The following is a 22,090-nucleotide window of genomic DNA, read 5'->3' on the forward strand; positions in this document are numbered from 1 at the left end:
GGATTGTCAGTGCGGTGGGTTACCGTCTTGATCAGTCACATCTTCATAGTTCCAGGTGTCCGTGGGGGGACCGTGTCCGATCTTTCGCGTAACTCTTCTTCCGCCGGCTCGCGTTCCGGCGTGCCGCACTCCGGGGCCGCTCGGTCCGGTGTCTCTCCTTCCGGTGTCGCGGGCTCTCCGTCCGGCGTCGCGCGTCGCGGTGCCGGGCGTTCCCGTACGTCGGTCCGGACGCTGGGGGCGCTGCTCGCGGGTGTGATGGTGTACGGCGGTACGGCGGCGTGCACGGCGTCCGGCGGCAAGTCCGCGGCCCGGTCCGGCGGGTCGCAGAGCATCAACGCGACGCCGGTCGCCGCGGTGCAGAAGGCGGTCAACAAGGGCGCCAGGCTCAATTCGGTGTCCTATCGCCTCTCGGGCAAGGTTCCCGGCCAGGGGACCGTCGAGGGCAAGGTGTCGTTCAGCCTCCGCCCGCGGGCCATGGACATGCGGATGAAGGCGTCCGGGGGCCAGGAGGAGGGCGAGTTCTCGGTGCGGCTCGTCGGCGGCTCGCTGTATCTGGGCGGCGGCAAGGACGCGGCGGCCGCGATGGGCGGCAAGCGCTGGATCAAGTTCCCCATGAAGCACAAGGACGCCGGCGGCAGGGCAGGCGGCTTCGGGGGAATGCAGCGGCAGGCCGACCAGGACCCGGCGGCGCAGGCGTCGTTGCTTCCCCAGTCCGACGAGGTCAAGAAGGTCGGCGAGGAGTCCGTCGACGGCGTACGGACCACGCACTACTCCGGCACGGTCGATGTGGCGGACCTGCTGACGAAGCGGCACGCCAAGAGCGCGCTGGCCGTCGAGCGCCGCAAGAAGGTGGTCGAGCAGTACAGGCAGCTCGGGGTGAGCGAGCTGAAGCTCGACATGTGGGTCGGCCCCGATGACCGGATGGTGAAGTTCCGGGAGCGTGCGCGGGCAACGCAGGGCCCGCTCGACGTGACCATACGGTTCTTCGACATCAACAAGCCGGTCCGGGTCCAGGCCCCGCCCGCCTCCGAAACGATGGACCTGGAGCAGAAGTTGAAGGAGGCGGGCAGGCAGCGCGCCTAGGCTTTCCGGCCCCGGCCCACCGGACGGACCTCGCCTTCCGGCCCTGGCTCATCGGACAGGCCTCAGGGAGCGTCGCCGACGGTGGGCGGGGGCAGGGGGTCGTCGAGGTGCGGGAGCCCGATGGGGTTGGGGAAGGGCAGCACATCCGCGGCAAGGATGCGTCGGACGACGGGTTCCAGCGCGTGCAGCAGCGCCTGGATCTCCACTTCCGGCAGGGAGTTCAGCAGCCGGGCGGCCAGCCGGGCGGCCAGCCGGTCGGTGGCCTGCTCGATGCGCTCGCGTTCCCGCAGGCCGTGTTCGGTGGCGCCGCCCCGTGCGTCGACGAGGCCGCGGGAGCGCAGCCGGTCCGCGGCGGCCGCCCACTCCTCCTCGCTCCAGCCCCGGTCCTGGCGGATGGTGTCCTCGGGTACGCGACCGGACGCGGCGGCCAGGACGAGGGCTTCGCAACCGTCGAGGCTCTCGTCGGCGAGTACGGCGAGGTGCGCATCGCCCCTGAACTCGCGCAAGGTGGTGACCAGTTGCCACAGCCGCTCGACGGGGTCGGCCTGGTCGCACAGTGCCCGGTTGGCGGCGAAGAGGGGCCGCGCGAGGCCGGGGGCGTCGTCGACGATCTTCTGGAGCGGCGGCAGCAGTTCGGCGGCGCCGCGCTCCAGCTCGGGACCGATCCTGCGCAGGGCGCGGGCAGCCCGGCTGCCACGCTCGTCGACGACGTGTGCCGGGCCGGCGATGCTCCAAGCGGCGGGCAGGGCACGGGCCACCATTTGCGGGGCGAACACTCCGAGTACGGCCGTGGCGGCCGCGGGTTCCACGGCTCCCAACGGGGCGGTGCGGGAGGCGAAATACCCCATCCAGAAGCCCTTGAGGCCGAGCGCCTTGCCCAGGCCGCGGCACTCCTCGTCGAAGTAGCAGACCGCGTGCAGCGGTTCGGTCACCAGCCAAAGCGATCGCGCATGCAGCTCCATGAAGATCACGCTACCGCCGCCGCACGTCGGGCGCAGCGCACCCGGGCACACCCGACGGCGCCAACCACCCGTACCGCCCCAACGACCGGACCGGATCGAGGCTCCGCAGCGATCGGCTGCCTCGACGTCCGGCGGATCAGGGCCGGTGGTCCGGCCGGGCGTCAGCCGTCGGTGCGGCCGCCGGCGCCGAAGCCCGACTCCCAGGCCCACAGGTGGGTGCAGTTGGGGCACTGCAGATGCAGCACGCTGCCCTTGTTCGACAGCAGGTAGCGCCAGTGTTCGTGGCAGGTGCGGCCGTCGAGGCAGGTTCCGCAGCCCTCGTGGTCCTGGCAGCGGGGGCACGGCACCCAGGCCCGGCGGCCGATGTCGGCGGTGGGGTCGAGGGGCAGCATGTTCAGCCCTGCCCGGAGGACGGCAGCACGCCCGCGGCGACCAGCATGTCGTAGGTGGCCTGCTGGTCGGCATCCAGGCCCGAGTAGAGCAGGCGGTTCGCCTCCGCCTCGCCCTCCATGACCGCGATGGGGTCCCAGGTGTCGCCCAGCGCCGCGAGGACCTCGGTCCGCCGGCGGGCCTCGTGATCGGCGAGGTCGAGCTCGAATATGTGGTGGTCCGAGGTGTTGCGGTCGTTCATGGTGCGCGTCCCATACCACGTGCGGATGATGCGGACGTGTCTATCAAGCGGGGCGGCACTGAGGAAGCGTCAGGCGGGGAGCGCGGCTCCCCGGGACCGGGAGCCGGGAAGGAGCGGTGGCGTGGAGTGATGAGACGTGGCGCAGAGTGCGATGCTTTACGTCGGGCGAAAGTGGATGATGTGGGGCGTTTCGGGGTGCCGGCGGGGCGCCTCGGCGCACTTCGCGGCGGGAGCATGCCTCCGCCGCCCGATATGCGAGGCATTTTCCGAGGTGACGTAATTCATCCTCCGCCGCACCGCACCGCACCACGGCCGGACCCTCGTCTCACCCCGCCCCCCACGGCCCCTCGTCTCACCCCGGGGGCTGCGCCGCCTCGCCGCGGAACGCCGCGATGAGCAGATCGAGCGCGGACTCGACGGCCGAGCCCGCCATGACGGGGAGGTGCTCGCGTACGCGGTGCAGGCTGGGAAAGTCGTCCGCCGGCAGGCTGCCGTAGGCGTCCTGCCACGCCTGCTCGTCCGCCGCGCGCTGGGCGGGTGCCAGCCGCAGCACGCCGGCGTCCAGGGCCGCATGGCCGAGGGCGGTGTCGACGAAGGCGTGGTAGTGGCGGACGGCGGTGGCGTCGTCGAAACCGGCCTGGAGCAGCAGCCCGACGCCGGTGTCGACGGCGCGCTGCTCGTGGGGGCGGCCCGTGACGCGAACGGTGCTGAACACCGCGATCTGCGGGTGGCGCAGCGCGGAACGGTAGGCGCGCATACCGAAGTCGCGCAGGTCGGCCGCCCAGTCGCCGCTGGGCGCGAAGCCCGCCATGGACTCCCCGATCAGCCGGTCGGCGAGCGCCAGCAGCAGGTCCTCGGTGTTGCGGAAGTAGCGGTAGACGGCGGACGGATCGGCGCCGAGGGCCGCGCCCAGCTTGCGCACGGTGAACGCCTGCGCCCCTTGGGCGTCGATCAGCTCGCGCGCGGTGTCGACGATGAGGTCGGCCGACAGGACCACACCTGAACCGGTCGGCCGGCGCCGTTTGCGCTCGGCCGGGACGCGCTCGCTCGCCGCCACACCGCACCCCTCGCTTCGCCTTGCCGCCCGGTCCTGCCCGGTGCGCTCCCGCGCCGTGCCCGGGCCGCGTCACGGCCCGGTCGGGCCAGTTAATCATCAGGTTACGTCAACACCGTTGACACAAGAATGCGCGGACTGTTTCATCGGCGGACACCCGGCCCATCGGGACCGGTCCGGCCCCCGTCCAAGGAGTCAGTGCCATGCCCTCCGCAGTGCAGCAGCAGGACCCCGGCCCGGCGAGCATGCGTCGCTCACTGGGGGTGAAGGACGGGGTGGCGATCGCCGCGTCGAGCACCGCGGCGACCACCAGCATCGGCATCGGAATGGGGTCGCTGGCCGCGTACGCCGGCCGACAGACCCCCGCCCTGCTGTTGCTGGCCTTCCTGCCCATCCTCGGCATCGCGCTGTCGTACGCCCGGCTCAACCGCACCGAGCCCAACTGCGGCAGCGGCTACACCTGGGTGGGCCGGTCCATCGGCCCCTGGCCCGGCTTTCTGACCGGCTGGGTGGTGCTGGTCGGCAATGTGATCTTCATGGCCTACACGGGCGCCGTCACCGGATCCGTCGTGCTCCAGTTCCTCAACAAGCTGGGCCTGTACAGCCTGTTGGGGCTGCGCCTGGATCCGTCCTCCACCGGCATCAGCACGGCCGTCGGCCTGATCGCGCTGGTCGCCGTCACCCTCACCGCCATCACGGGCGTACGGGCCGCGACCCGGCTGCAACTGTGGCTGCTGGTCTTCGAGTACGCGGTCCTGCTGGTCTTCTGCGGCTACGCCCTGGTCATCGGCGACCAGCCGTTCTCGCTGTCCTGGCTGAACCCGTTCGACATCGCCTCACCGCAGGCGCTGGCCCAGGGCATGGTCATCGCGGTGTTCATCTACTGGGGCTGGGACGCGGCGTTCAGCGTCAACGAGGAGACCCGCAACGCCTCCGACGCGGCGCGCGGCGGACTGATCGCGCTGGTGGCGATGCTCGGTCTGTTCCTGGTCGGCGCGCTCGCCTTCCAACGGGTGATGAACACCGACGAACTCATCCGCAACGGCCCGCAGGCGCTCACCTTCCTCGGCGGGAGACTGGCGCCCGAGCCCTGGGCCTCCCTGCCGCTGGCCGCGCTGATGTGCTCGGCCTTCGCCTCCCTCCAGTCGAGCGTCATCCCCACTGCCCGCGGCGCGCTGGCGATGGCCCGTGACCGGACGCTGGGCCCCGTGTGGCAGCGGGTGCACCCGCGCTACGGCTCCCCCGCGGTGGGCACCCTTCTGATCATGGCCGTCGCCGCGCTGCTCGCCGTACTCGCCGTCGGCATCCCCCAGCTCAACGACATGATCCTCACGGCGGTCAACTCGATCGGTCTGACCGTGGCGCTCTATTACGGGCTGACCGCCCTGGCCTGCGCGGTGCGCTTCCGCGGCAGCCTGCGCCGGGGGCCGGTCCGCGCGCTGCGGGATGTGGTCGTCCCCGCGGCGAGCGCGCTGGCGCTGTTCGGGCTCGGCGGCTACCTCGTCCGGTACTACGCGACGCTGAGCGACCACTTCGAGCCGAGCCCGGACAACGGCTGGTTCATGCTGCTACTCCCCTCGCTCTTCGTCCTGGTGGGCCTGGCGACCGCGGCATGGGCCAAGTGGGTACGCCGCGCGCCGTACTTCACGACCGGCCGGGGCACGGACGCCGACGCGATCACCTTGCCGATGGACGGCGAAGCGGCTCCGCTACCCCGTCCTTCCCAGAGCTGACCGGCCGCGGCGCGCCGGGTGCCGGATCGTGGCCCACCACGTTCCGCGCCCCACCCCCACGCCCTCCCGGACCGCGGCCGGTCGTCCCCTGCCGCACCCGCACCACCCCACACACCACACACCCCACGCGACTGGAGCAACTGCCAGATGGACCTCAGCACCACCGTCGAGCCCGTGCCGACCGCGGACGCCACCGCCGACTCCGGTTCCCCGGCCGACCTCGTCTTCCTCTCCGGCCCCGTGCACACCGTCGATGCCGCGCGCAGCCGGGCGGGCGCGGTGGCGGTGCGCGGGGACCGTATCGTCGCCGTCGGACACGAGCCGGAGGTGCGTGACCTGATCGGGCCGGGTACCGAGGTGGTCGATCTGCGCGGTCGGCTGCTCGTCCCCGGCTTCCAGGACGCGCATGTCCATCCGGTCGGCGGCGGCATGGAGCTGGCCCTGTGCGATCTGAGCGCGGCGGAGACGGCGGACGCCTACCGCGAGCTGATCGGCCGCTATGCCGCCACGCATCCGCACCTGCCGTGGATCACCGGCGGCGGCTGGTCGCTGGAGGCGTTCCCGGGCGGGATGCCGACCCGGGAGTTCCTGGACGCCGTGGTGCCCGACCGCCCGGTGTTCCTCGTCAACCGCGATCACCACGGCGGCTGGGCCAACTCCCGTGCGCTGGAGCTGGCGGGGCTCACGGCCCGTACGCCGGACCCGGCCGACGGGCGGATCGAGCGGGCTGTCGACGGTCGGCCCTCCGGCATGCTGCAGGAGGGCGCCATGCGGCTGGTGGCCGACCTGATTCCGGAGCCGGGCCTGGACGAGCAGACCGCCGGCCTGCTCAGGGCGCAGCGGCTGCTCCACTCCTACGGAGTGACCGCCTGGCAGGACGCGATGCTGGGCGACGGGCCCGGCACGGTCGACGCCGTCCCCGCGTACGTGGCCGCCCGGCAGGACGGGAAGCTGACCGCGCGGGTGACGGGGGCGTTGTGGTGGGACCGGGCCCGGGGCGCCGAGCAGATCCCCGAACTCATCGCGAAGCGGTCCGAGTTGACCGGCGGACGGTTGCGCGCGACCAGCGTGAAGATCATGCAGGACGGGATCGCCGAGAACCACACGGCCGCGATGCTCACCCCCTACCTCACCGCCTGCGGCTGTGCGTCCGACAACAGCGGCATCTCCTTCATCGACCCCGAGGAGCTGCGGACCTACGTCACCCTGCTGGACGCGGCGGACTTCCAGGTGCACTTCCATGCGCTGGGCGACCGGGCCGTACGCGAGGCGCTGGACGCGGTGGAGGCGGCCCGGCGGACGAACGGCCCCCGCGACACCCGGCCGCACCTGGCCCATCTCCAGGTCGTGCACCCCGATGACGTCCCGCGGTTCCGCCGGCTGGGGGCGACGGCGAACATCCAGGCGCTGTGGGCGGCCCATGAACCGCAGATGGACGAGCTGACGATTCCCTTCCTGGGTGCCCAACGGGCGGCCCGGCAGTACCCGTTCGGCGATCTGCTGCGCTCGGGCGCCACTCTCGCGGCGGGCAGCGACTGGCCGGTCAGCTCCCCCGACCCGATCGCCGCGCTGCATGTCGCGGTCAACCGCCGTACGCCGGACGCCCCGTCCACGGCTCCGGTCTTCCTGCCCGAGCAGCGCATCGATCTGGGCTCGGCGCTCGCCGCGTACACGGCCGGCAGCGCCTACGCCAACCACCTCGACGACACCGGCACCATCCGGCCCGGAATGCTGGCCGATCTGGTCGTCCTGGACCGCGATCCCTTCGACGGCGCCGACGAGGAGATCGCCGGGACCCGTGTCCTGCAGACGTTCGTCGGGGGGCGGCGGGTGTACGCGGCCGACGACGCCTGAGGCCGGGCGCGGCGCGGGTGTTCTTGGGCGTTCCTCCAGATGCGGCGGGCTTTGTGCGGCGTCGTTTCGGATGACGTGCGGATGGCCCGGGGGCCGGGGTCGCGGTTGTACTGGGGCGAGTTGCTCGTTCGGGGGGGATGCGGTGTCTGCGGTGGGCGGTTTTCGTGCGGTGTTCTCCGTCGCGGGGGCCTGGCTGCCGGTGCTCTCGTTCCTGGCCCGGATGCCCGCGGCGCTCTGCCCGATCGGCACGCTGATGATGCTGACCGAGCTGGAGGGCGTCGGGCGGGCCGGGGTGGTCGCGGGGATGCTGTGGCTGGGTCAGGCGGTGGGCGGTCCGCCGATCGGGCGGCTGGCCGACCGGCGCGGGCACCGGCCGGTGATCCTGGTGGCCGCGCCGGCGAACGCGGTGGCCGCCGTGGCGCTGGTGGGGGCGGTGCTCGGCGGGCTTCCGGTGGCGGCGCAGGCGCTGCTCGCCGGGTTGGTCGGGTTGACGATGCCGCAGGTGGGGCCGCTGTCACGGACGCGGTGGATCGCGCTGACCGCGTCCCGCCCCGAGGGGAAGGAATTGACCGCGCGTGCGCTGTCGTTGGACACCACGATCGACGAGATCAGCTTTATGGCGGGGCCGGCGCTGGCGGCCACGGTCGTGGTGGTGTGCCACCCCTCGGCGGCGCTGCTGCTCGCGGCCCTGCTCAGCGCCGTATGCGGGGTGCTGTTCGCGCTGCATCCGACGGCTCCGGGGCCGGTGCGGTCCGGGCCGGTGGCGGCGGCCGGGGTGCCGCTGGCGTCGCCCGCCCTGATCGTGCTGTGTGTGATGGCGCTGGCGCAGGGGATCATCTGGGGCGGCGCCAACGCCGGCGTCAGCGCGCTGTCCGAGCACCTGGGCGATGCGGGCATGGCCGGCTTCGTCTGGGGCGCGATGGCGGTGACCAGCGCGCTGGCGGGGCTGGTGGCGACGGCGCGGCCGGGGAAGCGGGATCTGACGGTGCGGCTCCGGCTCGCGATCGTGGCGCAGACGCTGCTGGTGCTGGTACTGCCGGCGGCGTCCGGGTTCGCCGGTACGACGCTGGCGATCGCCGGGATCGGCGCGGCGGTGGCACCGCATCTGATCGCGGTGTTCGGGCTCGCCGAGCGGGTCGCGCCGGCCGCGCGGATGGGCGAGGCGATGACGCTGCTGGGGTCCGGACTGATCGTCGGCCAGGGAGTGGCGGCGCTCGCGGCCGGCCCGCTGGCCCAGGCGTACGGGTTCCGGGCCGCGTTCGGGGTGAGCTGCGCGGCGGGCCTGGCCGCCTGTGCGGTGGCGCTGGCGCTGGTCCGGGGGCGGCGGTTCACCCCGGTGTCCGCCGGGACCGGGCGTCCAGCACCGTCCGCCACCCAGGTGTCGGCGCCGGCTCCGGCACCCGCGCCGGCCGCCGACCGCCGCGCCTGAGGAAGTCCGCCAGCGGCAGGGTGGCCGCGCCGACCGTGACGGCGTCCGGGCCGAGCAGGCCCAGGCCGATGGTGACGCGGCCGGCGGGGTGGGCGAGGGCGTAGGCGGTGGCGTGGGTGCGGACGGCGGGCAGGAGGTGCGGGCCGAGCCGGAGGCCGACCCAGCCGCCGATGAGCACCCGTTCCGGGCTGAAGAGGTTGATCAGGTCGGAGATCCCGGCCCCGAGGTATTCGGCGGTCTCGTCCAGGACGCCGCGGGCGATCGGGTCGGGGGCGCTGCCGTACGGGGGGAAGGCGGCGTCGACCAGGGCGGTGATCGCCGTCTCCTCGTCGGCGTCCGCGGGCGGCCGGCCGCCCGCCTCCCGCCAGCGTCGCAGCAGCGCCTCGGATCCGGTGTACGCCTCCAGGCAGCCGCGGGCTCCGCAGCGGCAGCTCCGGCCGCGGACCTGGACCGTCAGATGCCCCCATTCGCCGGCACTGTCGCGGACCCCGCCGTGGCCGGCGCCGCCGGTGACGATGCAGGCGCCGACGCCGGAGCCGAGGAGCACGATGACCGCGTCCTGGGCGCCGCGTCCACCGCCGAACCACATCTCCGCCTGGCCGAGCGCCTTGGCGCCGTTGTTGATGAAGAGCGGTACGCCGGCGGGGAGTTCGACGGCTTCGCGCAGCAGGTCCTCCAGCGGTACGGCGTCCCACCCGATGGTCTGGCCGTGGACGACCGCGCCACCGGGGCCGGACCGGTCGACGATGCCGGGGACGCCGACACCGACGCCGAGCAGGCGGGCCGGGTCGGTAGCACTCTCCCCCAGCACGGTGGCGACCCCGTCCGCGATATGCCGGGTGATCACTTCCACGTCGTAGCGGTGGCCGCTCAACGGGAGTTCGGCACGGGCGAGTTCGGCCATCGAGAGATCGAAGAGCTCGATCCCGACCCGGGTCTCGCCGACGTCCACGCCGATGAGCCGGCCGGCCGCCGGGGCGATGCGCAGCAGGGTGCGGGGCCGGCCGCCGTCGGAGCCGACCACACCGGCCTCCTCCAGCAGTCCGTCGTCGACGAGTTCGGCGACCACGTTGCTGACGGAGCCTGAACTGAGGCCCGTTGCGGGAACGAGTTCCTGCCGGCTCAACGGGCCCTCGAAATACAACCGTTGCAGAACCGCGGAGCGATTGGCCCGGCGCAGGTCACGCACGGTCCGTTGGGTGTGCTCGGCCATCTGGTCCCCCTCCCGCCGCGCAATCTACCGGGGTGCGGTCCCTTGACGCGCCCTTCTCTCGGGCTTTAACTCACACCCTAAGTTAAGCCATGAGGCCGTTCAGGAACTGAACATGGCCGACCTCGGACTCCTCAGAGAGAGGCGTATCCGTCATGCGCAGACTCCGAGCCGCGACCGTCACCGCCACCGTCACCGCGCTCGCCGCCGTGGCCTCCGGATGCGGCGGCGGGACGAGCCCCGGTGGCGGGAGCGGCAGCAACGACTCCCCCAGAACGCTGACCTACTGGGCGTCCAACCAGGGGCCGAACGTCGAGGCGGACAAGCGGATCCTCGGCCCCGAGCTCAAGAAGTTCGAACGGGCGACCGGGATCAAGGTCGAGCTGGAGGTCATACCGTGGCCCGACCTGCTCAACCGCATCCTGGCCGCCACGACTTCGGGGCAGGGTCCCGACGTCCTGAACATCGGCAACACCTGGTCCGCCTCGCTCCAGGCCACCGGGGCGCTGCTCCCCTGGGACAGGCGGAACTTCGACGAGATCGGCGGACGCGACCGGTTCGTGGCACCGGCCCTGGGCGCCACGGGGGCCGCGCACCAGGACCCGGCCGCGGTACCGCTGTACTCGCTGACGTACGCGCTCTACTACAACAAGCGGATGTTCAAGGACGCCGGGATCGACCAACCCCCCGCCACCTGGGCGGAGTTGGTCGCGGCCGGCAAGCGGATCGCCAAGGACGGCAAGTGGGGACTGGGCGCCGAGGGCGGCCAGCTGGCCAACAACATCCACCAGGCCTTCGTCCTCGGCAAACAGCACGGCGCCGACTTCTTCGACTCCGCCGGCAGGCCCACCTTCGCCTCCGACGGCGCGGTCGCGGCGGTCAAGCAGTACGTCGACTTCATGGCCAAGGACAAGATCATCGCTCCGGGCAACGCCGAGTACGGGCAGAACCAGTCGCTCAGGGACTTCGCCAAGGGGAGGACCGCCATGGTGCTGTGGCAGGCCGCGGCCACCACCTTCGCGGCCGACGGGATGAAACCCGAGGACTGGGGCGTCGTTCCGGTGCCCGTCGCATCCGGCACCCCGGGCGGCGGCCGGCAGACCAACTCCATGCTCGCCGGCATCAACCTCGCCGTCTTCCGCAACACCGACAACCTCGACGGCGCCCGGAAGTTCGTGAAGTTCCTGACCAGCGACGCCGAGCAGCGGCTGCTCAACAAGGCCTACGGCTCCGTCCCGCCGGTCAAGGCCGCCCAGCGGGACGCGGCGTTCAACCGGCCGGACACCAAGGTACTGCGCGAGACGCTCACCAGGAGCGCGGCGCCGCTCCCCCAGGTCACCGACGAGGCGCAGTTCGAGACGTCCGTGGGCACGGCGATCAAGGATCTGTTCGCCGACGCGGCGGCCGGCCACCCCGTCACCACCGAGTCGGTCAGGGCGCGGCTGACCAAGGCAGAACAGCAGATGGCGAAGTGAGGCGGCTGCTGCCCGTCCGGCTGCGCCGCGCCGGACTGCCCTATCTGCTCCTGCTGCCCGCGCTGGTGCTGGAGCTGCTGGTGCACCTCGTGCCGATGGTCATCGGCATCGTGATGAGCTTCAAGGACCTGACGCAGTTCCATATCGGCAACTGGGGCCTGGCCCCCTGGAAGGCGCTGGGCAACTACCGGGTCACCGTCGACCTCGACGCCCCGGTCGGCGCCGCGCTGCTGCACTCGTTCTGGATCACCGTGGCGTTCAGCGTGCTGTCGGTCGGGCTGTGCTGGCTCCTCGGCACGACGGCGGCGATCATGCTGCAGGAGAACTTCCGGGGCCGCGGTCTGCTGCGCGCCGTCTTCCTCGCCCCGTACGCACTGCCCGTCTACGCCGCGGTGATCACCTGGGCGTTCATGTTCCAAAGGGACAACGGCCTGGTCAATCACGTCCTGCACGACCAGCTGCGGCTCACCGACGGGCGGCCCTTCTGGCTGCTGGGCGGCAACAGCTTCCTGGCGCTGCTGGTGGTCGCGGTCTGGAAGACCTGGCCGTTCGCGTTCCTGGTCGTGATGGCCGGGCTGCAGAACATCCCCAAGGACCTCTACGAGGCGGCGGCGCTCGACGGCGCGGGCATGATCCGGCAGATCCGGCGGATCACCCTGCCCTCGCTGCGGCCGGTCAACCAGGTGCTGGTGCTGGTGCTGTTCCTGTGGACCTTCAACGACTTCAACACACCGTATGTGCTGTTCGGCAAGGCCGCTCCGGAAGCCGCGGACCTGCTGTCCATCCACATCTACCAGTCCTCGTTCGTCACCTGGAACTTCGGCACCGGAGCGGCGATGTCCGTCCTGCTGCTGCTCTTCCTGCTGGTGGTGACCGCCGGCTACCTGCTGGCGACCTCGCGCGGAAGGAGAACCGCCGATGGCTGACCGCTCCCCCACGGCCCCCGAGCGCACCCCGGCCGGCCGCAGGTCCACCCCCATGGCACCGCCTCGCTGGTTCCGCTGCGCCCGAGGGATCTTCCTGACCGCGCTGACCGGCTTCGTTCTGCTCCCCGTCTACGTCATGCTCAGCAGCTCCCTCAAACCGCTGGAGGATGTCTCGGGCACCTTCCACTGGCTGCCGACCGAGCTGACGATCCGTCCGTATCTCGACATCTGGCGCACCGTTCCGCTGGCCCGCTACTTCACCAACTCGCTGATCGTGGCGGGCTCGGCCACCGTCTGCTCGGTGCTGATCGCGGTCTTCGCGGCGTATGCGGTCAGCCGCCACCGCTTCCGCGGCAAGCGGGTGTTCACCGTGACGGTGCTGTCGACGCAGATGTTCCCGGGCATCCTCTTCCTGCTGCCGCTGTTCCTGATCTACGTCAACATCGGCAACTCCACCGGCGTCGCCCTCTACGGCTCCCGCGGCGGCCTGGTCCTGACCTATCTGACGTTCTCGCTCCCGTTCTCCATCTGGATGCTGACCGGATACTTCGCCTCCGTGCCGCGGGAGCTGGACGAGGCCGCCTACGTGGACGGCTGCGGGCCACTGGGCGCGCTCTTCCGGGTCGTCGTCCCGGCCGCGCTGCCCGGGATCGTCGCCGTCGCCGTGTACGCGTTCATCACCGCCTGGGGCGAGGTGCTGTTCGCCTCCGTCATGACCAACGACACCACCCGCACCCTGTCGGTCGGTCTGCAGGGCTACGCCACCCAGAACGACGTCTACTGGAATCAGGTCATGGCCGCGTCGCTGGTCGTCAGCGTCCCCGTGGTCGCCGGGTTTCTGCTGCTCCAGCGCTATCTGGTCGCCGGGCTCACCGCCGGGGCCGTCAAATGAACCGCGCCGAAAGGACCTCTGTGAGCGACCGGATCGACTTCGCCGCCCTGCCGGACGACTTCGCCTGGGGCGTGGCCACGTCGGCGTACCAGATCGAGGGGGCGGTCGCCGAGGGCGGCCGTGGGCCCTCCATCTGGGACACGTTCTCCCACACCCCGGGCCGGACCCACAACGGCGACACCGGCGACCGGGCCTGCGACCACTACCACCGCTGGCGCGAGGACATCGGCCTGCTGCGGCAACTGGGCGTCGGGGCCTACCGGTTCTCGATCGCCTGGCCGCGGATCGTGCCGGACGGCGACGGCCGGGTCAACGCCGGGGGCCTGGCCTTCTACGACCGGCTGGTCGACGGTCTGCTGGAGGCGGGCGTCACCCCGTCCGTCACCCTCTACCACTGGGATCTGCCGCAGGCGCTCCAGGACCGCGGCGGCTGGAGCGCGCGGGAGACCGCCGAGCACCTGGCGGCGTACGCCTCGGTCGTGGCCGGGAAGCTCGGCGACCGGGTCCGCCACTGGGCCACGTTGAACGAACCGCTGTGCTCGGCCTGGATCGGTCATCTCGAAGGCCGGATGGCGCCGGGCCTGCGGGACCTCACCGCGGCGGTGCGTGCCTCGTATCATCTGCTGCTCGGGCACGGCCTGGCGACGGCGGCGATCCGCGCCGGGGCCACCGACCCCGAGGTCGGCATCGTCAACAACCTCAGCACCGTCGAGCCGGCCACCGGATCGCCGGCCGATGCCGCCGCGGTACGGCGGATGGACGGGCACACCAACCGCTGGTGGCTCGACCCGGTCCACGGCCGCGGCTTCCCGGCGGACATGCGCGAGGTGTACGGGGTGGAGCTGCCGGAGCGCCCCGGTGACGCGGAGACCATCGCGCAGCCGCTGGACTGGCTGGGGCTGAACTACTACTTCCCGGCCGTGGTCGCCGCCGATCCGGCCGGCCCGCCGCCGTTCGCCCGCCCGGTACGCCGGCCGCACGTGCCGCGTACGGGCATGGACTGGGAGGTCGACGCCGGCGGCATCGAGACCCTGCTGCTGCGGCTGACCAGGGAGTACGCGCCGCGCAAGATCTACGTCACCGAGAACGGCTCCGCCTACCCTGACGTGGTCACTCCCGCCGGAACCGTCGAGGACCCCGAGCGCACCGATTATCTGCATCAGCACATCGCCGCGTGCGCCCGTGCGGCCCGCCGGGGCGCGCCGCTGGCCGGATACTTCGCCTGGTCCCTGATGGACAACTTCGAGTGGGCCTACGGCTACGACAAGCGCTTCGGCCTGTTCCACGTCGACTACGCGACCCAGGCCCGCACCCTCAAGGACAGCGGCCGGCACTATGCCGGGCTGATCGGGAGCCATCCGCGCCGCGGCACTCCGCGCGCGGCCTGACCGCCACCGTGCCGGCACGGCCTTCGGCCGGCCTCCGTGACGGGGCCGGCCGGAGGGCGGGCGGGCGGGCTACTCGACGACGAGCTCGACATCGATGTTGCCGCGGGTGGCCTTGGAGTACGGGCAGTACTCGTGGGTCGCCTCGACCAGGCGGCGCCCGGTCTCGCCCGCGAGGGCGTCCGGCAGCTCCACCCGCATGACGACGGCCAGGCCGAAGCCGGTGGCATCCTTGCCGATCGAGACCTCGGCGGTGACCGAGACATCCTTGGTGTCGAGCTTCATCTGGCGGCCGACATTGCCCATCGCGCTGGCGAAGCAGGCCGCGTATCCGGCGGCGAAGAGCTGCTCGGGGTTGGTGCCGGCGCCGTTGCCGCCGAGCTCCGGCGGCATGGCCAGCGCCAGGTCGATCTTGCCGTCGGAGCTGACGGCGCGGCCTTCCCGGCCGTTGGCGGTGGCGACAGCGGTGTACAGCGCGTCCATGAGGGTTCCCCTTCGATAGCGCGGCGGCCTTTCCCGGCCGTCCGACGGCATCGACGATCGCACACTTTCAAATTGTCCGCAACTAAGTTGTGCACAACTAAGTCGTCCGCATGGCGCTACCCTGGATGCCATGACCGCGACTCCCGCGCCCGACACCGAACTGCTCCGCCTGGACCACCAGGTCTGCTTCTCCCTGCACGCCGCGTCGCGCGCGTTCGGCGGCGTCTACCGGGACGCCCTGAAGGACCTGGGCCTGACCTATCCCCAGTACCTGGTCATGCTGGTCCTGTGGGAGCACGGCTCCCAGCCGGTCAAGGCCATCGGCGAACGGCTCCGACTGGACTCCGGCACGCTCTCCCCACTGCTCAAGCGACTGGAGGCGGCCGGCCTGGTCCGCCGCGAGCGCAGCGCCGAAGACGAGCGCTCGGTCACCATCCACCTCACCCCCGACGGCGATGACCTGCGCGAACAGGCCCTGCCGGTCCCCCGCAGGATGCTCGCCGCCACCGGGTTGACCATCGAGGAACTCCGGACTCTGCGAACCCTGTTGGGGCGCGTGACCAGCGCACTCGACGAGGCCTGAGCTCGGCGTCCGGCGCGACTTCGACGCGGTTCCCGGCCGCGCCTCTCACCGGTTCACCGGATCAGGCCCGTAGGCTTCTCGCCGTCACCGCAACGCGGAGCGCGCACCTCTGTCGCGCCCAGCCACGCCATCACCCCATTGAGCGACCAATGTTGGGGCGAAATAGGGACAAAGGCGTATAAAGGGTAGCTAAACCAGCCGGGGTTGCCGGCGAACACCCGTGCAGGACGCGGATGGCAGCACGCCCACGACAAGCGGAGGAGCGCCACGTGAATGTCGCAGAAGTTGTCAACGCCTTGCTCGTCCAACGATTCGGGGTCCGGGCGGTCGACGTCTCCGACGGGACCCCACTGCGCGATCTGCGCATCGACTCCCTGGCCCTGGAAGAACTCCGCGTGATGATCGAGGACCGGCTGGACATCGACCTTGAGGACGTGACGCTGACCTCGCGCGACACCGTGGGCCAGCTGGTGGCGGCAGTCGACCGTCTGGTTCCGGCGTGACGGGCGGCCGCCAGCCGTTCTCCGCGGCCGTAACGGGACTGGGCATGGTGACGGCGGCGGGCGTCGGGGCGAAGGCGACCTGGCACGCCGTCACCGAGGAGACGCGGCCGACCGGCGTGCGGCACCACGAAGAACTCGCCGACCTGCCCTGCGACTTCATGTACACCTCCGACCTGGACACCACCGAGCAGCTCGGGGTGGCAGCCCAGCGGCTGATGGACCGCTTCGCGCAGCTCGCGGTGATCGCCGCCCGCGAGGCGGTCGCCGACGCCGGCCTGGACACCGAGGCCTGGGACGGCAGCCGGGTCGCGGTGGTCATCGGCTCCGCGCACGGCGGACTCCCCTTCTACGACGAGCAGCACACCACGATGCTCGAACGCGGCGCGCGACGGGTCTCCCCCAAACTCGCCCCGCTGACCGTGGTCAACGGGGCGGCCAGCAGCGTGTGTATGGACCTCGGCGCCCGGGGACCCAGTCTGGGCGTGGCGACGGCCTGCTCCTCGGGGACCGTCGCGCTGGGCACCGCACACCAGTTGCTGCGCTCCGGTGCCTGCGACATCGCCATCGCCGGCGGCGCCGAGTCCCCCGTCTCCCGGCTGCTGATCGCCAGCGCCTGCCGGATGAAGGCGGCCTCCACCCGCCGGGAGGATCCGGCCGCCGCCTGCCGCCCGTTCGATGCCGCACGCGACGGTTTCGTCGTCGGCGAGGGCGCCGGCCTCCTCGTCCTGGAGCGGCCCGAGCACGCCGCGGCCCGCCGGGCCACCGTCCGTGCGCACCTGCGCGGATACGGCGCCTCCAGCGACGCGTACGCGGCCGTGGCCCCGGACCCGGAGGGCAACGGCATCGAGCGGGCGCTGCGCAGCGCGCTGGCGGACGCGGAGGTGCAGCCCGGCGACGTCGGCCATGTGAACGCGCACGGCACCTCGACCGTGGTCAACGACCTGATCGAGGCCACCATGCTGCAACGGGTGATCGGCGACCATGCCCTGGTCACCTCCACCAAAGCGATGACCGGGCACGCGCTCGGCGCCGCCGGCGGCATCGAGGCCGCGCTCACCGTGCTCGCGCTGGAGGAGCAGTTGGTACCGCCGACCGCGAATCTCGACGTCCCCGATCCGCGGCTCCCCCTGGAGATCGTGCGCGGACGGTCCCGACGGGCGTCCTTCGACTGTGCGGTCAAGACCTCGCTCGGCTTCGGCGGCCACAACGCCGCGCTCGTACTGACCCGCTAGACCGGCGGACGCCGAACCGGCCGGTCCCGCCGGTCTCTCCGATAAGGAAGCAGAGATGTACGAGGAAACGATCCGGTCCTTGTCGGTACGCGGGGTGTCCTTCGCCTACCGGCGGCTGCGGCAGCCGGAGCGGATCACCGAGCCCGTCATGGTGCTGGGCGGCGCGCTGCAGGGGATGTTCGGCTGGCCGCAGATGGAGGACCAGGTGGGGCCGGTGGCGGATGTGGTGACCGCCGACCTGCCCGGAATGGGCAGCGCCGACCCCCTGCCGCCGGGGCCGGGCAACGCCTTCTTGTGCACCGCGATCGAGCGGATCATCGACGACCTGGACGTCCCGCGGGTCAATCTCTTCGGGTTCTCCTACGGGGCGGGCCTCGCCTACGGATGCGCCCGGCACCTGCCCGGGCGCATCGCGCGGCTCGCCCTGGGCGGGGTACCGGCGCACATCAGCCCCGCGCAGCTGGAGCTGTGGCGGCGGGCCGCCGACCAGCTCGCGCACGGCGACGCCGAGTCGTTCGCCACGCTGGTCACCGAGGGCCTGATGTGCCTCGACGACCGCCGGCACGTCGTCGGCCGGGCCCTGGCGTACCGCTATGTCCGGCGCTCGATGGTGCATGCCGCCCGGCACTCCCGGCACGCCGTCGAATCGCTGCGCCGCGCGCTGTCGGACCGCCCGGACTTCTCCGGCGAGCTGCTCGACGTCCCCACCCTCGTCTTCAGTGGCGAGCACGACACGATGACCTCGGCGGACCGGCAGCGGGACTTCGCGGCCACCATTCCGGGCAGCCGCTTTCTGACGATCCCCGACACCGATCACTGGGTGGTGCTCGAACGCGCCCGGGACGTCGCGGACTTGGCGGCCCGGTTCTTCACCGACGGTCCGCTGGGTTCGGCGCCCGCGCTCGCGCCGGTCCCGCGCGAGGGAGTGCCGGCGACCGGTTCCGCCGCGTGTGCGACACACCGGACGGTGATCACCGAGGCGGCGGACGCGTTGGTGTGAGGAGGCGCCTGCGCCTCGCCCCCCCTCTCATGCCCTTGCGGTTATATAACCGTCGAGGCATTCTGGGGCCATGCCCATACCGTTCGACGTACTCGCAGAGCCGAGCCGGCGCAGGATCCTCGATCTGCTCCTGGAGCGCCCCCGGCTGGTCGGCGAGCTCACCGACCAGCTCGGGCTGAGCCAGCCCGGCACGTCCAAGCACCTGCGGGTGCTGCGCGAGGCCGGGCTGGTCCGGGTCCGGCAGGACGCCCAGCGCCGCTGGTACGAGCTGCGGCCCGAGCCACTCGCCGAGTTGGACGCCTGGCTCGCGCACTACCGGCATCTGTGGGCCGGGAGCCTCGACGCTCTGGAACGGCATCTCGACGCCACAAAGGACGACCCCCGATGAACCCGCACTCCGACACCCTCACCACGTCCGGCGGACGCCATGCGCTGCGCATGGAGCGCAGGCTCGCCCATCCGCCCACGAAGGTCTGGTCGGCGATCACCGACCCGGCGCAGCTCGGGCAGTGGTTCCCCGCCGAGGTCACGGTGGAACTCCGGCCCGGCGGGGCGATGACCTTCACCATGCCCGGTGTAAGCGACGTCGCCATGACCGGTACGGTCACCGACGCCGAGGAGCCCCGCCTGTTCGCCTTCACCTGGGGCGAGGACCATCTGCGCTGGGAGATCACCCCGGACGGCGACGGCTCGCTGCTGACCTTGGTGCACACCTTCGGCGACCGGTTCGGCGGCGCCAGCTTCGCCTCCGGCTGGCATCTGTGCGTCACCGCGCTGTCACAGCTGCTCGACGGCGAGTCGACGGCCGTGGAGCCCGACACGGGCGAGCTGCACGAGGCCTATCTGGAGCAGTTCGACCTCGGGCACGGCACGGTCGAGGACACCGCCGACGGCCCGCGCATCCGCTTCGAGCGCCAGCTCGTGCGGCCGGCCGAGACCGTCTGGGCGGTGCTGGCCTCGGGGGACGAGCCCGTGGCGGGCGCGCCCGCGCCGGCCGGCTTCACCACGCAGAAGGTGCCGGGCGGGCCGGTCACCGAGGTGCGGGCCCCGTCGGTGCTGGCCTACCGCTGGCATCCGGACGGCCAGGTCCGCTGGGAGCTGGGCAGCGGCACCGGCCATGGCGCCCGCCTCGTCCTCACCCAGACCGGGCCGCGGGACTTCGACACCGACACCGCGCTGGACGCCTGGCACAACCGGATCGAGCATCTCGCGGCACGACTGCTGGAGGACTGACTCCCGCACCGCACCGCTGTACACCGTGCCCCCTGCGGATTCCGTGGGGGGCACGGGCGTGTCCGCCGCCCCGCGCAAGCGCTCGCCGGTGGCGGTGCCGCGGCGTCCGCGGCACCGTTTCACCGCCTCCGGGGTGTGAGCCAGGCAACTTCAGCGGGGCCGGAGAGGGGGTCCGGAAGCCCTCGCCGGGTGATGCGGGGCACGCGACCTACGTCACGTACGAACTCCGCTAGTCGACGCCCTTCCCGGCACACACCGCGAAACAAGGCGTTTATAACGGGCATATCGCCCCAACTCACGAAGATGGGTAGTACAAGGCACCTTTGCCACCATCCAGGGCGCTCGCTAAACATGTTCCCGGAAGCACCGAGAACGAGCCGGCGACCTCAGCCAGAGCGGCGAGCGCGGCAATGACCCTCGGTTCTCACGCGCCGACCGAAGGCCGCTCCCCCCGCCACCAAAGCCCTGGAAGAGGTCACCTCGCATGCCCAGCTTCACCCTGCCCCGCCCTGCCCGCATCACCCGCACCCACAAGATCTCCGCGGCGCTGGTGGCATCCGCGAGCTGCGCCGCCGCCCTGGCGTTCACCGCCGCACCGAGCGATGCCGCGACCACGTCCACCGCGTCGGCCACCGTCAAGCCGGTGAGCGCCAACGGCCTGCCGCTGACCGCGAAGGACCGGGCCGACGACGGCGAGAAGAGCAAGCTGGTCGCCTCGTCCGTGACCGACCGCCTCAAGGTCACCGCGGTCGAGAAGCAGGGCCACACCGCCAAGGAGGCCGCCAGCCGTTCCGTGGAGCGCAAGGCGATAGCCGCGCCGAAGGCCGCCCCCAAGAAGGCGCCGAAGGCCGCACCCAAGCGCTACGCGAACAACCTGGACGGCTGGATCCGTGAGTCCCTCGACATCATGGAGGCCAAGGGCATCCCCGGCTCCTACGAGGGCCTGCACCGCAACATCATGCGCGAGTCCAGCGGCAACCCCAACGCCGTCAACGACTGGGACATCAACGCCATCAACGGCATCCCCTCCAAGGGCCTGCTCCAGGTGATCCAGCCCACCTTCGACCGCTACCACGTCACCGGCACCCCCCACAACCTCGTCGACCCCGTAGCCAACATCACCGCCGCCGCCAACTACGCGGCCGACCGCTACGGCTCCATCGACAACGTCAACTCCGCCTACTGAGCCGGGTACGACGACCTCCGGCACGGCCGGAGCGGCCCCCACGGAGTGTTGCGGTGCAAACACTCCGACATGGCAACGGCACTGGCCCTGCCCGCACTTCGCGGGTGGGGCCAGTGCCGTTGCCGTTGCCCTTGCCGTGTCGGCGTGGGTGTCAGAAGCCGGCGTTCCGCGCCGCGCTGCTGCCCAGCAGACGGTCGAGCACCGCGCCGGCAAGGCCGAATCCCTCCTGGTCCTGGGCGGTGAGGTTGCGGCTGTCATCGACGGACTTCGCCGGGGCGCGACGCTCCTCCTCGGCGGTGGTGGGCGCCGGGGCGCGACGGTCCTCCTCGGCGGTGGTGGGTGCCGGGGCGCGGCGGTCCTCCTCGGCCGTGGTGGGTGCGGGCGCGCGGCGGTCCTCCTCGGCCGTGGTGGGCGCCGGGGCGCGACGCTCCTCCTCGGCAGCCGTCGGCGCCGGAGCGCGGTGCTCCTGCTCAGCGGCGGCAGGCGCCGGAGCGGGGTGGCGGTCGCGGTCCTCGCTGGCAGGCGCGGGGGCAGGGTGACGGTCCGCATCGACAGACGCCGCGGTGGCAGCGCCCGTCGCGAGGAATCCCGAGACGAGAAGACCGCTGAGAACAACGGCAGTACGACGGAACATGAGCACTTCCTTACGATGAGTGACTACTGCGTGCGATGTCACTGTCAGGGAGCCGGGGCCCGTAGTCATGCAACAGCCCCGGGCGCTGCTGCGAACGGACCAGCGACTACCGCCGTATCGACGTATCGGGACGCTCCCAACGGCCCAGCCGGCTCCCCGCGCCGTTCTGCGCGACGCCGCGCACCGGCGGTTTCCCGCCCGTCGCCCCCACAAGTGAATTGGGGCACAAATGCCGCCCTTTTGGCCTCGTCATAAGTGCCCTGCACCACATTTCCGGCAATCGCCCGGGGCGCCCTCGGACAGCCGGGTGGATGAATCCCCTCCGATGCGCGTATGAAGTGGCTCTGCGGAGCGGTAATTCCGGTGTGAGCCAGACAACTTATGAGCCCCGGCAGCGGGGGCTTTACGGCCGCTATCAAGTGATGCGGGGCACGCGATGTACGTCACTTACGAAGGTGCTTAGTCGAATGTCCCGCAGTCATTCCCGGCCCTCACGGAGAGAACCGCCCATTACCTCGGCATCCAGGGTTTATCTCACGAAGATGAGTAGTACAGAGCACCATTGCCTCGATTCCGGGCCGTCGCTAAACATGGATTCCGAC

22 protein-coding genes are annotated in these 22,090 nt (G+C 71.7%); 15 read left to right on the plus strand and 7 right to left on the minus strand.

Annotation, left to right across the window (positions count from 1 at the left end):
- The first annotated feature begins 231 nt into the window (after positions 1-231).
- On the plus strand, positions 232-1,083 hold the full coding sequence (locus ACZ5XZ_RS32165) for an SCO4651 family lipoprotein (protein WP_468984593.1): 852 nt from the start codon (positions 232-234) through the stop codon (positions 1,081-1,083).
- 62 nt (positions 1,084-1,145) lie between these two features.
- Here ACZ5XZ_RS32165 and ACZ5XZ_RS32170 read toward each other — a convergent pair whose 3' ends face one another.
- The 4 genes from ACZ5XZ_RS32170 to ACZ5XZ_RS32185 form a co-directional block, all read right to left on the minus strand.
- On the minus strand, positions 1,146-2,045 hold the full coding sequence (locus ACZ5XZ_RS32170) for an SCO6745 family protein (protein ID WP_468984509.1): 900 nt from the start codon (positions 2,043-2,045) through the stop codon (positions 1,146-1,148).
- Between the two features lie 161 nt (positions 2,046-2,206).
- The gene (locus tag ACZ5XZ_RS32175) at positions 2,207-2,437 is read right to left on the minus strand and encodes a hypothetical protein (RefSeq protein ID WP_468984511.1); all 231 of its coding nucleotides are present in this window, start codon (positions 2,435-2,437) and stop codon (positions 2,207-2,209) included.
- A 2-nt stretch (positions 2,438-2,439) separates the two neighbouring features.
- Complete coding sequence (locus tag ACZ5XZ_RS32180; RefSeq protein ID WP_468984513.1) at positions 2,440-2,676, minus strand: DUF6400 family protein; 237 nt, start codon at positions 2,674-2,676, stop codon at positions 2,440-2,442.
- A 352-nt stretch (positions 2,677-3,028) separates the two neighbouring features.
- Positions 3,029-3,733 (minus strand): TetR/AcrR family transcriptional regulator, encoded by a 705-nt coding sequence (locus tag ACZ5XZ_RS32185; protein WP_468984516.1) that lies wholly within the window; start codon positions 3,731-3,733, stop codon positions 3,029-3,031.
- Between the two features lie 200 nt (positions 3,734-3,933).
- On the opposite strand from ACZ5XZ_RS32185, the gene ACZ5XZ_RS32190 reads away from it, so the two are divergent.
- The 3 genes from ACZ5XZ_RS32190 to ACZ5XZ_RS32200 all read left to right on the plus strand — a co-directional run bounded on the left by ACZ5XZ_RS32190 (position 3,934) and on the right by ACZ5XZ_RS32200 (position 8,746).
- Positions 3,934-5,463: an APC family permease gene (locus ACZ5XZ_RS32190; protein ID WP_468984518.1), complete on the plus strand. Its 1,530-nt coding sequence runs from the start codon at positions 3,934-3,936 to the stop codon at positions 5,461-5,463.
- A gap of 147 nt (positions 5,464-5,610) precedes the next feature.
- A complete protein-coding gene (locus tag ACZ5XZ_RS32195) occupies positions 5,611-7,317 on the plus strand; it encodes an amidohydrolase (protein ID WP_468984520.1) in 1,707 nt (568 codons plus the stop codon).
- A 151-nt stretch (positions 7,318-7,468) separates the two neighbouring features.
- Positions 7,469-8,746, plus strand: coding sequence for an MFS transporter (locus ACZ5XZ_RS32200; RefSeq protein ID WP_468984522.1), 1,278 nt, complete (start codon positions 7,469-7,471; stop codon positions 8,744-8,746).
- Here the strand turns inward: ACZ5XZ_RS32200 and ACZ5XZ_RS32205 are convergent.
- On the minus strand, positions 8,646-9,959 hold the full coding sequence (locus ACZ5XZ_RS32205) for an ROK family transcriptional regulator (RefSeq protein ID WP_468984524.1): 1,314 nt from the start codon (positions 9,957-9,959) through the stop codon (positions 8,646-8,648). The two genes, ACZ5XZ_RS32200 and ACZ5XZ_RS32205, sit on opposite strands and share 101 nt — an antisense overlap.
- Positions 9,960-10,111: 152 nt before the next feature.
- Between ACZ5XZ_RS32205 and ACZ5XZ_RS32210 the strand changes: the two genes are divergently transcribed.
- From ACZ5XZ_RS32210 to ACZ5XZ_RS32225, 4 genes are read left to right on the plus strand one after another with little or no spacing between them, the layout of a single operon-like run.
- On the plus strand, positions 10,112-11,431 hold the full coding sequence (locus ACZ5XZ_RS32210; RefSeq protein ID WP_468984526.1) for an ABC transporter substrate-binding protein: 1,320 nt from the start codon (positions 10,112-10,114) through the stop codon (positions 11,429-11,431).
- On the plus strand, positions 11,428-12,357 hold the full coding sequence (locus ACZ5XZ_RS32215) for a carbohydrate ABC transporter permease (protein WP_468984528.1): 930 nt from the start codon (positions 11,428-11,430) through the stop codon (positions 12,355-12,357). Before ACZ5XZ_RS32210 ends, ACZ5XZ_RS32215 begins: the two co-directional genes overlap by 4 nt.
- Positions 12,358-12,409: 52 nt before the next feature.
- Complete coding sequence (locus ACZ5XZ_RS32220; RefSeq protein WP_468984595.1) at positions 12,410-13,249, plus strand: carbohydrate ABC transporter permease; 840 nt, start codon at positions 12,410-12,412, stop codon at positions 13,247-13,249.
- Positions 13,246-14,637, plus strand: a complete 1,392-nt coding sequence (locus tag ACZ5XZ_RS32225) for a GH1 family beta-glucosidase (protein ID WP_468984530.1) — start codon at positions 13,246-13,248, stop codon at positions 14,635-14,637. The genes ACZ5XZ_RS32220 and ACZ5XZ_RS32225 overlap by 4 nt, the downstream gene beginning before the upstream one ends.
- 69 nt (positions 14,638-14,706) lie before the next feature.
- On the opposite strand, the gene ACZ5XZ_RS32230 is transcribed toward ACZ5XZ_RS32225, so the two are convergent.
- Positions 14,707-15,117, minus strand: a complete 411-nt coding sequence (locus ACZ5XZ_RS32230) for an organic hydroperoxide resistance protein (protein ID WP_468984533.1) — start codon at positions 15,115-15,117, stop codon at positions 14,707-14,709.
- Positions 15,118-15,247: 130 nt separating this feature from the next.
- Between ACZ5XZ_RS32230 and ACZ5XZ_RS32235 the strand changes: the two genes are divergently transcribed.
- The 7 genes from ACZ5XZ_RS32235 (at position 15,248) to ACZ5XZ_RS32265 (ending at position 20,854) form a co-directional block, all read left to right on the plus strand.
- Positions 15,248-15,700: a MarR family winged helix-turn-helix transcriptional regulator gene (locus ACZ5XZ_RS32235; RefSeq protein WP_468984535.1), complete on the plus strand. Its 453-nt coding sequence runs from the start codon at positions 15,248-15,250 to the stop codon at positions 15,698-15,700.
- 269 nt (positions 15,701-15,969) lie between these two features.
- A complete protein-coding gene (locus tag ACZ5XZ_RS32240; RefSeq protein ID WP_468984537.1) occupies positions 15,970-16,203 on the plus strand; it encodes an acyl carrier protein in 234 nt (77 codons plus the stop codon).
- The gene (locus tag ACZ5XZ_RS32245) at positions 16,200-17,435 is read left to right on the plus strand and encodes a beta-ketoacyl-[acyl-carrier-protein] synthase family protein (protein ID WP_468984538.1); all 1,236 of its coding nucleotides are present in this window, start codon (positions 16,200-16,202) and stop codon (positions 17,433-17,435) included. Before ACZ5XZ_RS32240 ends, ACZ5XZ_RS32245 begins: the two co-directional genes overlap by 4 nt.
- Positions 17,436-17,490: 55 nt before the next feature.
- Positions 17,491-18,435 carry an alpha/beta fold hydrolase gene (locus ACZ5XZ_RS32250; RefSeq protein WP_468984540.1) on the plus strand — a complete coding sequence of 315 codons (945 nt, stop codon included), beginning with the start codon at positions 17,491-17,493 and terminating at the stop codon, positions 18,433-18,435.
- Positions 18,436-18,505: 70 nt separating this feature from the next.
- Positions 18,506-18,823, plus strand: coding sequence for an ArsR/SmtB family transcription factor (locus ACZ5XZ_RS32255; RefSeq protein WP_468984542.1), 318 nt, complete (start codon positions 18,506-18,508; stop codon positions 18,821-18,823).
- Positions 18,820-19,668: an SRPBCC family protein gene (locus ACZ5XZ_RS32260; RefSeq protein ID WP_468984544.1), complete on the plus strand. Its 849-nt coding sequence runs from the start codon at positions 18,820-18,822 to the stop codon at positions 19,666-19,668. The genes ACZ5XZ_RS32255 and ACZ5XZ_RS32260 overlap by 4 nt, the downstream gene beginning before the upstream one ends.
- A gap of 484 nt (positions 19,669-20,152) precedes the next feature.
- Complete coding sequence (locus ACZ5XZ_RS32265) at positions 20,153-20,854, plus strand: transglycosylase SLT domain-containing protein (RefSeq protein WP_468984546.1); 702 nt, start codon at positions 20,153-20,155, stop codon at positions 20,852-20,854.
- A 151-nt stretch (positions 20,855-21,005) separates the two neighbouring features.
- Here the strand turns inward: ACZ5XZ_RS32265 and ACZ5XZ_RS32270 are convergent, their stop codons facing one another.
- Positions 21,006-21,488, minus strand: coding sequence for a hypothetical protein (locus tag ACZ5XZ_RS32270; protein WP_468984548.1), 483 nt, complete (start codon positions 21,486-21,488; stop codon positions 21,006-21,008).
- Between the last annotated feature and the right edge of the window lie 602 nt (positions 21,489-22,090).

It is taken from the genome of Streptomyces sp. NPDC033270 (assembly GCF_055576575.1).